General features: G+C 53.8%; 7 protein-coding genes. 4 read left to right on the top strand and 3 right to left on the bottom strand.

Annotation, left to right across the window (positions count from 1 at the left end; genetic code table 11):
* The coding region (locus ACSZO1_RS10585) for a TonB-dependent receptor domain-containing protein (RefSeq protein ID WP_437612279.1) at positions 1 to 1,238 on the top strand (1,238 nt) is incomplete at its 5' end.
* A 37-nt stretch (positions 1,239 to 1,275) separates the two neighbouring features.
* Here ACSZO1_RS10585 and ACSZO1_RS10580 read toward each other — a convergent pair.
* The gene (locus ACSZO1_RS10580) at positions 1,276 to 4,617 is read right to left on the bottom strand and encodes a diguanylate cyclase (protein WP_437612277.1); all 3,342 of its coding nucleotides are present in this window, start codon (positions 4,615 to 4,617) and stop codon (positions 1,276 to 1,278) included.
* Between the two features lie 138 nt (positions 4,618 to 4,755).
* Complete coding sequence (locus ACSZO1_RS10575; RefSeq protein ID WP_437612275.1) at positions 4,756 to 5,373, bottom strand: phosphatase PAP2 family protein; 618 nt, start codon at positions 5,371 to 5,373, stop codon at positions 4,756 to 4,758.
* Between the two features lie 241 nt (positions 5,374 to 5,614).
* Between ACSZO1_RS10575 and udk the strand changes: the two genes are divergently transcribed.
* Genes udk through asmA form a run of 3 tightly spaced genes read left to right on the top strand, consistent with a single transcriptional unit; the run spans position 5,615 to position 8,720 of the window.
* Positions 5,615 to 6,256, top strand: coding sequence for a uridine kinase (udk, locus tag ACSZO1_RS10570; protein ID WP_437612273.1), 642 nt, complete (start codon positions 5,615 to 5,617; stop codon positions 6,254 to 6,256).
* Between the two features lie 22 nt (positions 6,257 to 6,278).
* The gene (gene dcd / locus ACSZO1_RS10565) at positions 6,279 to 6,860 is read left to right on the top strand and encodes a dCTP deaminase (protein ID WP_437612271.1); all 582 of its coding nucleotides are present in this window, start codon (positions 6,279 to 6,281) and stop codon (positions 6,858 to 6,860) included.
* Positions 6,861 to 6,893: 33 nt separating this feature from the next.
* Positions 6,894 to 8,720: an outer membrane assembly protein AsmA gene (gene asmA / locus ACSZO1_RS10560; protein ID WP_437612269.1), complete on the top strand. Its 1,827-nt coding sequence runs from the start codon at positions 6,894 to 6,896 to the stop codon at positions 8,718 to 8,720.
* Between the two features lie 51 nt (positions 8,721 to 8,771).
* On the opposite strand, the gene ACSZO1_RS10555 is transcribed toward asmA, so the two are convergent.
* Positions 8,772 to 10,349 (bottom strand): TerC family protein, encoded by a 1,578-nt coding sequence (locus ACSZO1_RS10555; RefSeq protein ID WP_437612268.1) that lies wholly within the window; start codon positions 10,347 to 10,349, stop codon positions 8,772 to 8,774.
* Positions 10,350 to 11,307: the final 958 nt, after the last annotated feature.

Here is an 11,307-nt window from a genome sequence, read left to right as displayed (position 1 = left end):
AGCAGGATAGCTTATCGGTAGCTAACCGTCCCTCCATCCACATGACCAAGCGTTGCACTTATTATCTGAATTCGCGAAGTACTTTTGATATGAAAGTACTGTCGCCGAATAATTTCCCGGATGAAAACACAGGAATTGGCACCACGGGTTATGCTGCCTGGTACAAAGGTACGCGTAAGACCGAAGCCGTGGATATTTACGCCTCCGGTCCGTTTGATTTACTGGGACGTCAGCACCAGTTACTGGCTGGTGCAAACTACAGTCGTCAGCGTAACCACTATGATTACGCGTGGAGCATGCTCGATGAAACCGCAATGGGGGATTTCAATCACTGGACAGGTGATGTGGCTGAGCCAGACTGGAACAACTGGGGGCTAATGTCTGATGATACTGTTCGTCAGAAATCAGCCTATACCGCGGCGCGTTTCTCACTGGCTGATCCGCTGGCGCTGATTGTCGGTGCGCGTTATACCCAGTACAGCACCCACGGCAGTTCAGCGGATATGGAGAAAAATAACCTGACGCCATACAGCGGCCTGATCTACGACATCAATGACAACTGGTCTGCCTATGCCAGTTACACCTCTATTTTCCAGCCGCAGAAATACCGTGATACTGAAGGCAAATACCTGTCGCCAGTCACCGGCAAAAACTATGAGCTTGGCCTGAAGTCGGACTGGCTGAATGGCCGTCTGACCACCAACCTGGCAGTATTCCGTATCGAGCAGGATAACGTGGGAATGCTGGATGGTGGTAAGACCGTCGCAGACACCGGTGAATATGCCTACTACGCCGCGCAGGGCGTAACCAGTCGCGGTATCGAGTTTGAGCTGAATGGTAATGTCACTGATAACCTGAAAGTGACTTTCGGCGCGACCCGCTACGTAGCGCGCGATGCTAACGAAGATCGCGTAAATGCGCAGCTACCACAAACCAGCCTGAAGCTATTCTCCAGCTACAATGTGCCAATGTTGCCTGATCTGACTCTGGGTGGTGGTGTAAACTGGCAAAATCGTACTTATCTGGATGTGGCAGGGCCGTCTGGCGCGACAGAACGTATCTACCAGAAGAGCAATCAGCTGGCGAGCCTGTTTGCCCGCTATCAGGTGACGCCGCAAATGACGGTGCAGGCCAACGTCAACAATCTGTTCGACCGCACTTACTACACCTATCTCGGTGGTTATCTGGTGTATGGCGAACCACGCAGTTACTCCGTGAGCGTCAGCTACGCGTTCTGATGTACTTTTTCCCCGGTCAGATGACCGGGGATAGCGGTTACTTAATGGCGAAATAGCTGTGATTCAGCAGCGTATGAAGGGGTTCGCGATCGGCGACGGCGCTGCCCCATGCCACGTCGACACCGATGGTGGTCAGCGTGGCCAGCGCCAGTGGCAGCTCTATCGGACCGGCAATCGTCGCGATACCCAGGCGCTGAGCATGGCCATAAATAATCGACACCATCATTTCATCCATCAGATTGCAGTGGACGTTGCTGACCAGATCTGCGCTCAGCATCAGATAGTCAATCTCATCAGCAGGCAGCAGGGGGAAGGCATCCAGATTGCGGCCAAAGTTGCGCAGGATAATGCCGCAACCCAGCTGGCGCAGGCGGGCAATATTGCTGTGCAGCTGCTCGTGCTGTTCCTGTATCGCTTCACTTTCCAGCATAAACCACAACAGCGTGCCGCTGACCTGACCGTTGCTGATCTTATCAGCCAGTTCGGTGACAAACTCCTGGTCTTTCAGACTCCAGGCCGAAAGCGGCAGGGCGATGCCGATCGCTTTATCAGCAACGCCAGCTGCATAGCTGCTGCAGAAGGTGCTGATAAGTTTGCGGTCCAGCGCGATAAACTGTTCCGGATCGGTAAGGCTGTTGCGGAATTCGCTCTCTTCTATCTCCTGACCACTGGCGGAGAACAGCAGCAGCTCGGCCAGCCAGAAACTGACTGACTGTGTTTTACGCGGGGGTGCCACTGCCCAGACCATCAGCCGCAGCGGGTTTTCATTGATAATGCGCAGGCTCTCTTCACGGCTGATGACCGGACGCAACTGGCGTTGCAGGCGCGCTTCGTAGACTGACATCTGACCACGACCGTTATGTTTAGCGGTGTAGCAGGCGAGATCCGCCTGCGCCATCACTTCAGCATTCTGGCAGTTGTCATGATGGATTTGCGTCAGGCCTGCACTGGCGTCAACACGGTACAGGCGGCCTTCCCACAGGAAGCGGTACTCATTGATGCTGGTGACCAGACGCTGTATCACTTCGCCTGCCTGCTCAGTGGTGCAGTCATTCAGCAGCAGGCCAAACTCATCACCACCCAGGCGTGCCAGCATATCGGAGCCGCGCAGCTGCGACTGCATCAGCCTTGCCAGTTCACGTAACAGTGCATCTCCGGCAGCATGCCCCGCGGTATCGTTAATCGCCTTAAAGCGGTCCAGATCGATAAAACACAGCACATGCTGGTGGTGATGTTCACTGGCAGACACCAGTATGCGTTTCAGATGGTGCTCAAAGCTCGAACGGTTTGGCAGGCGCGTCAGCATATCGTGTGATGCGCTGTAGCTCAGGCGTTTCAGCATTTCGCGCGATTCGCTGACGTCATGGATAACCATCACACTGCCTATGTCATGCCCGTCCGGTGAGGTCAGCGGCGTAATGCTGTAATGAATATCAAACTGGTCACCGCTGGTATTGTGCAGCACCAGATCCTGATCGAAATCTGGCGTGCTTTTCGCCGACGGTAATTCGCACAGCAGCAGGCTTTCCATGGCTGGCCCGTCACGTCCGTGGGTGATATGCAAGATGGTGCTCAGCTGTTTTCCCGTGGCCTGATCCAGTGTCCAGCCACTCATCTTCTCGGCCACCGGATTCATAAAGATCACCTGCATCTCTTCATCGGTAGTGATCACCGCTTCACCGATGGAGTCGAGGGTAATCAGCATGCGTTCCTGCTCGCGGAATAACGCATCGTTCAGCTGGTTAATCTCGGTAACATCTAGATTAACCCCCAGCATGCGCTCGATTTTTCCGTCAGCGCGCGCAATACAGTTGGCGCGTGCGCGCACATGACGCACACCCTGCTGGCTGCGGATACGGTACTCAATATCAAGCGGCTGTTGTGTTTCCAGCGTATGTTGCAGCGCATCCTCTATTTTTTGCTGGTCCTGCGGCACAATACATTCCATCCAGAAGCCGATGGTGGGGGTGTGACTGCGTGGCAGTTCGAAGATCTCATAGGAGCGTTTGTCCCAGCTGATCAGGTCGTCGTCGAGGTTCCACTCCCAGACGCCGACACCTCCCGCTTCATTGGCCAGCGTGATGCGCTCCATCAACTGGCGGTTGGTTTCAGCCGCGCGTTTTAACGCGGTAATATTTTCGATTTGCGAGATAAAGTAGAGTGGTTCGCCTTCGGAATCACGCGCCAGCGAGACGGACAGCCGTGCCCACACCAGTTCGCCATCCTTGCGGAAATAGCGTTTCTCCATGGTGTAGCTGTTGATCGCGCCAGACAGTAAATCGACAAACTGCTCCAGGTCGACATTCAGGTCGTCAGGATGGGTAATTTGCTGGAAATTCATCCGCTTTAACTCTGGCGCGTCATAGCCCAGTAACTGACACAGTGCTTTATTCACCTGCAACCAGTTGCCGCTGGTGGAGACCAGCGCCATACCAATGGCGGAGTATTCCATGGCATTACGGAAGCGGTTTTCGCTCTCGGTAATGTGTTTTTTCTCTTCACGCAGCGAGTGCATCACCATCGTCATAATATGGCTGGGCAGCAGCGCCATCAGGAACGGCACCCAGGGTGCGGTCATGGAAAATGTCGGATTGGCGCTGCGCAGGTCGAACACATGCAACGCCAGCATTAATGACATCATGGCGATATTCGCTAAGGAGACGATAAACGCTTCCAGCCGCGGCAGGCACACCGCACTCCAGAACAGAATGACAATCACAAAGGTGAACGGCCACGGAAAATAGCGCAGCGCAAGAAAACACAGCAGCAGCGTGATGACCAGTGTTGCCACAGCTTCGACTTTGGCGCGCTGATGCAGCTCTTTACGAAACCAGCCGGGTTGCCACAGCATGCACACCGGGCCCAGTGCCAGCATGCCAATTGTTTCAGAAATCGTCCAGGTTAGGAAAAAGTGCCAGTTACTGCTGTGTATATGGTGCAGTAACACGACGGCAATCACACCGCCGAGCAGGGGAGTGATGATACCGACGGTGATCATCATCTTAGACCAGCTGGCCAGCGAGTTCAGCGGTGCTTTGCGATCCAGCACCAGTCGCAACAGATAACCGCCTGCCAGCGCCTGCAGCAGATTCGTCAGCGGATATTTAACCGACGCTGTCAGCGTTAGGCCAAAAAACAGGGTGTTCGCCAGCATGATTGCCGCTGTGCAACATAATAGTGCTGGCAGCAGGGTGTTCAGGGTGTGCCGGAATACGACGACCGTCATCAGTGCGGTCGCGAACCAGACCGGAGAGATACTGCCGCTGACCTTGATCAATTCGAGGCAGAAAAACGTCAGCGCGAAGTTAGCCGCACCCAGCTGCAGGGCTTTCTTCCATAATGCGGACTGTTGAAAAGATATCAGGATATCAGTCGTCATCAATAGTTCCAGAAATGCGCGGCAGCAGAACAGGCTAACTTAACTACAACAATGCCACTTTTTGCATGCTAGCACATCAGGGGCGCAATGCATGTGTGGCAGCGTAATTATACGCGATCCACCACGCAAATCAGAACGTTAGGGACGTTTCAGCAAATCCGCGCGCGTCCAGGGTTTTTCCAGTCCGGCGATGTGGGCCGAGAGGCGCTCGAGAAAATGCTGCGTGGTGGCAATTCGTCCCTGACTCAGCAGCAGTAGCGGCACCAGCAGCGCCACGCTCAGCTGCGCGATACTAAAGCCTTTCAGTTGCGCGCGGCGTTGTGACACTAAAAACGCGGTGCTGAGAGTAAAGCCCAGCAATAAGCCGCTGATCACTTCACTGGCGGAGTGCGCATTCAGTACCAGCCGGGAGAATCCGACCAGTAGCGGTATCAGATAGCCGACGCCCAGCGCCAGGCCGCGCCATAGCGGCGCAAGGCGGCCAGAGAGTAACCACAGAATCACTGGCCAAAGTGTAGCGGACATCGCACTGTGACCGCTGAAGCCGGTAAAATTAAAGCGCACGCTGCCGATGCCAAAACCCATAAAGGCGATTTTCGACAGGCTGACTGTTATCCCGGCAAGACCGAATGCCAGCAGCCAGTACCAGACGGCATGCCGGTTATCGTTTTTCCACGGCATCACCAGCGCGATAATTACCGCGGTGGGGATCAGCAGCATACTGTCGCCGAAATAGGTTAAGGTTCTCCAGGACATAGTGTTCCTTGTAACTGACTACAGACAGCGAACAAAAAAGTGTCATTAGCACTTCTGTTCTGTTATCGGCAGTTTACCGATGAAGATGAGTTTTCTCCAAAGGGAAACTCTGAAAAGCCGCCCGCCGCTTTTTTCTGGTATCAGATCGGCAAAATCCCTATAATTGCCCGCGAATCAACCCTCTCATTTCTGATACGTCACGCTGACTGATGTATCACTTAGTTATCAGGTCTTTAATTTTATGACTGACAAGTCTCACCAGTGCGTCATTATCGGAATCGCAGGCGCTTCAGCGTCGGGTAAAAGCCTTATTTCCAGCACTCTTTACCGTGAAATTCGTGACCAGGTTGGCGACGAACATATCGGCGTTATCCCGGAAGATGCTTACTACAAAGACCAAAGCCACCTCACCATGGAAGAGCGGGTTAAAACTAACTACGATCACCCCAGCGCCATGGATCACAATCTGTTGCTGCAACACTTACAGATGCTGAAATCGGGTCAGGATATTGAACTGCCGGTCTACAGCTATGTGGAACATACCCGCACCAGCGAAACCGTTCATCTGAAGCCGAAGAAGGTGATTATCCTTGAGGGGATCCTGCTGCTGACCGACGCGCGTCTGCGCCAGGAGATGAATTTCTCGATTTTTGTGGATACGCCGCTGGATATCTGTCTGATGCGCCGTATGAAACGTGACGTCAATGAACGTGGCCGCTCGATGGATTCGGTGATGGCGCAGTACCAGAAGACGGTACGACCAATGTTCCTGCAGTTTATCGAACCGTCAAAACAGTATGCGGACATCATCGTGCCGCGCGGCGGTAAAAACCGTATTGCGATTGATATTCTGAAAGCGAAGATCAACCAGTTTTTTGAGTAACAGCTTAAGGGAGTAAACGGCGATGAGATTATGCGATCGCGATATTGAAGCCATGCTGGACAGCGGTAAGCTGGAAATTACGCCACGCCCGCCGATCGAACGCATTAGCGGCGCGACAGTGGATGTACGCCTCGGCAATAAGTTTCGTACCTTCCGTGGCCATACCGCGCCGTTTATTGATTTGAGTGGCCCGAAAGATGAAGTCAGCGCCGCGCTGGATCGCGTGATGAGTGATGAGATTGTGCTGGCGGAAAGCGAAGCTTTCTTCCTGCACCCGGGCGAGCTGGCGCTGGCGGTGACCTTTGAGTCCGTCACGCTGCCTGACGATCTGGTCGGCTGGCTGGATGGTCGCTCCTCGCTGGCGCGTCTGGGGCTGATGGTGCACGTTACCGCGCACCGTATCGATCCAGGCTGGCAGGGCCGAATTGTGCTGGAGTTCTATAATTCAGGTAAGTTGCCGCTGGCGCTGCGTCCGGGCATGCTGATTGGTGCACTGAGTTTTGAACCGCTTTCCGGTCCGGCGGCGCGGCCGTATAACCGCCGCCAGGATGCGAAATACAAAGATCAGCAGGGCGCTGTCGCCAGTCGTATTGATAAAGACTAATGGACTGAATCTGAAGTCCTGGAAGAGGAACGGATGAGAAGATTAATTACCACGCTGGCGATTTTGCTGGTGGTGATTGTGGCAGGTATGTCCGCGCTGGTATTGCTGGTGAATCCTAACGATTTCCGCGCGTACATGGTGCAGCAGGTCGAACAGCGCAGCGGCTATACGCTGGCGCTGGATGGCGAGCTGCGCTGGCATGTCTGGCCTAAGTTAAGCATTCTCTCCGGACGCATGTCGATTACTGCCCCCGGCGCATCACAGCCGCTGGTGAGCGCGGAAAATATGCGCCTCGATGTCAATCTGCTACCGTTGCTTTCTCACCAGCTGAGTGTGAAGCAGGTGATGGTGAAAAATGCCGTGATGCGTGTGACGCCGGACAGCGCAGCACAACGCCCGACCAATGCCCCGGTTGGCCCGTCGGACAGCACCGTTGCCGAGCCGGTCAGTGGCTGGAAGCTGGATATCGGCCAGCTGCAGATTGCTGACAGCCTGTTGATCTGGCAGCAGGCGGGCGGTGAAGAGATTAATTTCCGCGATATTAATCTTGAGCTGAAACAGGATGAGCACAGACAGGCGCAGATTGAACTGAGTACACGCGTCAGCCGCGATCAGCGCGAACTGCAACTGGCCATCAAAGGCGCGATGGATGTTTCGCGCTATCCGCAGCGGCTGACGGCGACGGTAGAGCAGTTTGACTGGCAGCTGCAGGGCGTCGGTCTGCCATCACAGGGGCTGCAGGGTGAAACGAAACTGCTGGCGGAGTGGCAGCAGGATCGCCAGCAGTTCGCCCTGAAAAATATTGCGCTCAGCGTTAACAATAGTCAGCTGACAGGCGCAGTGAGCGGCAAACTCGGCGCCACGCCGGATGTGAACCTTGACCTGCAGGCGACCACGCTTGATCTGGATGCGTTACTCGGTCAGCTCCCTGATGCGGTGCAGGGCGCGCAGGGTGAGGCGGTTTCCGTCAGCGCCCGTGCGCCGGTCATTGCCGAACCTGTGGTCTTCAGCTACCGCGACTCCCCCCTGAATTCGATGACTGCACAGCTGAAATTGCGTGCTGATGCATTGCGCTGGCGCGGCATGGATATGACGCAGGTGCAGCTCGATGCCCGCAATCAGCAGGGCGATATCACCCTTGCCACCTTCAGCGGTAAATTCGGCAATGGTGATTTTTCGCTGCCTGGTACGCTTAACCTGCGCGGCGATCAGCTGCAGGTCGCATTACAGCCCGAACTGCATGATATTGACGCGGCGCCGCTGCTGAAGGCGCTGGAATTACCGGAAACACTGAGTGGCAGGCTGTCGCTGGACGCGGATCTGCGCGGCGCTGGCCTGAGCATCGCTGATATGAAACAACAGTGGCGTGGCACAGCCAGCTTCAGCGTGGCGAACGCGCAACTGAGTGGACTGAATTTCCAGCAAATGATCCAGCGTGCGGTGGAAAACAGCAGCGATCAGGTCCGCGGCAGTGACAGCCCGGAAGGGTATACCGCCGTGCAGCAGTTGCAGGGCAATATGCAGCTGAATAAAGGCGCGCTGGTGCTGCAGAATCTGCGTGGTCACTCTGAGTTACTGGATTTGAACGGCAACGGCAATATCGATCTGGTGCGGCAGCAGTGCGATGTGACGTTCAATATTAAAGTGATTAGCGGCTGGCAGGGTAATAGTCAGCTGGTACAGACACTCACCACCACTGCCATTCCGCTACGGTTGTATGGTGGCTGGGATAGCCTGCAGTATTCGCTGCAGGTCGATCAGTTGCTGCGTAAACGCCTGCAGGATGAGGCCAAATCACGCCTGAATGAGTGGCTGCAGAATAACCCGCCGCAGCCAGGCAACAAATCCAGCCTGCCATAACAGGCGCTTCTTCCCCTGCAATGCGGGGGAAGAGGCGGGGCAGGGGAGGGGTTACACCTCGTAATCCGGCTCCGGGACATTCAGTGGAATAATCTGCACTTTCTGTACGCGATGGCTCTCCACCTGCAGCGTACGGAACAGATAATCGCCAATCTGCACTTCCTCACCTTCCTGCGGCACACGCTGCAGATACTCCATTAACAGCCCGGCAATAGTGTGGTATTCCCGCTTTTCGTCGAGAGGCAATGACAGATACAGCACCAGGTCGTCCAGCGGCATATAGCCATTGGCTGTCCAGCTGCCGTCATCGTGCTGCACGATATCGTGGCGCGCATCCAGCTCTTCATTTTCATTCGGCAGATTACCGGCAATGGTTTCCATCACGTCGCTCAGTGTCACCACCCCTTCCACGGAGCCGAACTCGTCGACAACGAAGGCAAAGTGGGTGCGCGCGCTACGAAATTGCTCCAGCGCCTGTAACAGCGGCAATTGCTCCGGGAAGACCAGCGGCTGGCGGATCAGCGAGCGCAGATCAAGCGAGTCGTGATGCAGCGACTGATGCAGCAGGTCGATAATATGCACCACCCCCAGCGGCTCATCACTGCCTTCAGTGATAATAATGCGCGTGTGCTGGTTGCGGTCCAGCTGCGCCATGATTTTCTCCGGGTCGTCACGCAAATCGATATGTTCAATATCATGGCGTGAGGTCATGATGCTGCTGACCGTGCGCTGACCCATGCCCAGCACCCGGGCGATCATCAGCCGTTCCTGGCGATTGAAGATACCGCTGTTTTCATGGTGATCGGCGACCAGCGATGACGTATCCGCATCCAGTTCGGCGTGCTCATGGTGGCCGCGCAGCAGTCGCAGTACGGCTTCCGCGGTACGTTTACGCAGTGGCGCTTTCGCTGACAAAAAACGTCGCCGGTTGAAAATTGCCAGCTGATTAAGGGCTTCGATAATCACCGAGAAACCAATCGCGGCGTAGAGGTAGCCTTTCGGAATATGGAAACCAAAGCCATCGGCCACCAGGCTGAAACCAATCATCAGCAGGAAGCTGAGGCACAGGATCACGATGCTGGGATGGGCGTTAACGAAGCGGGTGAGCGGCTTACTGGCCAGCAACATCAGGAAAATAGCCATCGTCACCGCAGCCATCATCACAGCGAGATGATCGACCATCCCGACAGCGGTAATGACGGAATCAAGTGAGAATATCGCGTCCAGCACCACAATCTGCGCGACGACAGGCCAGAATCTCGCCCCGCGTTTCTGCGGGTTCTGCTCATCATCTTTCCCTTCCAGCCGCTCATTCAGTTCCATGGTGGCTTTGAACAACAGGAACACACCACCGACCAGCATGATCATGTCACGTGCACTAAATCCGTGCCCTGTAATGGTGAAAAGTGGGGTTGTCAGGGTGGCGAGCCATGAGATGGAACTCAGTAACAGCAGGCGCATCACCAGCGCCAGCATCAGGCCTGTGACACGAGCGCGGTCGCGTTGCGACGGCGGCAGTTTCTCCGCGAGGATGGCGATAAAGACCAGATTATCGATACCCAGCACCAGTTCCAGCACGATAAGCGTGACCAGACCGGCCCAGATTGACGGATCAGCGATCCATTCCATACGACGTTATTTACCTCTTATGCTGCATTTATATGGCAAGTGCTGATATTGCGTCGCGAATAACGAAAACGCAATCTGATCTGAGAAAATTCCTAAAACAAAATCATTTCGGTGTACTGTAAGATGATTGTCACTTTAAGAGGCATGAAATTTGTATGGCTTTCTGATCGTTTTTTATATGTGTTGTCAGTTTTCTATGGTCGAAATTAGAGCAAATAAAGATTTGAATCGCATAAATATTATTATCAACACGGATTTTTCTGGAAATTTTAACCTGTCACATTTTGTATATGTAACTGAAAGTTAAGGGTAATTTTTTGTTTGAGTTAGTCTTATTCTGAAAGTGTCAGCAATCGGCTTATTGAAGCTTGTAACTAACAATCAATAGTATAAAAATCTGCTTATAACATTTTAAAAGCTTTCCTGATTCGCCGTTGTCAGTATGAGATTGGCCGTCAGAGAAATGATAAGTGAGTCTCTTTTATTATCTGCTCACTTATTCATCGCCCACAAATAGCATTGCCCTACAGTAAACAGCATTGGTAGCTGAGAGCCAGGGGCGGTAGCGTGCTTAAAAACGATGGTTTAACTGAAATAGCTGTCGTCAACTGAAAAAACGTTAATTTCGCCATTTTAAGATTAATGCCATGCATGGCGAAGGAATTATCCCGGCAGGATAAGTCCTGCATTAATTTATTCCGACGTCGGCACAAACAATAATCAGTAAATTCGGACAGTTACGCCTTGTCGGTTGTATGTGGGTTGCTACACTTCCTCTGGTCTGGCGTGCGAATCTTACAAACGTTCCTGAAGAACGGCTGTGAGGCAGCATTTTGTTGTGCGTAATTTCGGGTTCGGGGATGTTTATCTGATGACGGAACGAAACAAGTTGGAATAAAGCTGAACGTGGATGTGTCTCGATTCACGAACGCTATGCGGTGCATGGCCGCTTAAGACA

The organism is Erwinia sp. V71 (assembly GCF_965644245.1).
Classification (GTDB): Bacteria; Pseudomonadota; Gammaproteobacteria; order Enterobacterales; family Enterobacteriaceae; genus Erwinia.
The sequence above is the reverse complement of the archived record's forward strand: the minus strand, read 5'-3'. Positions and strand labels throughout refer to the sequence as shown.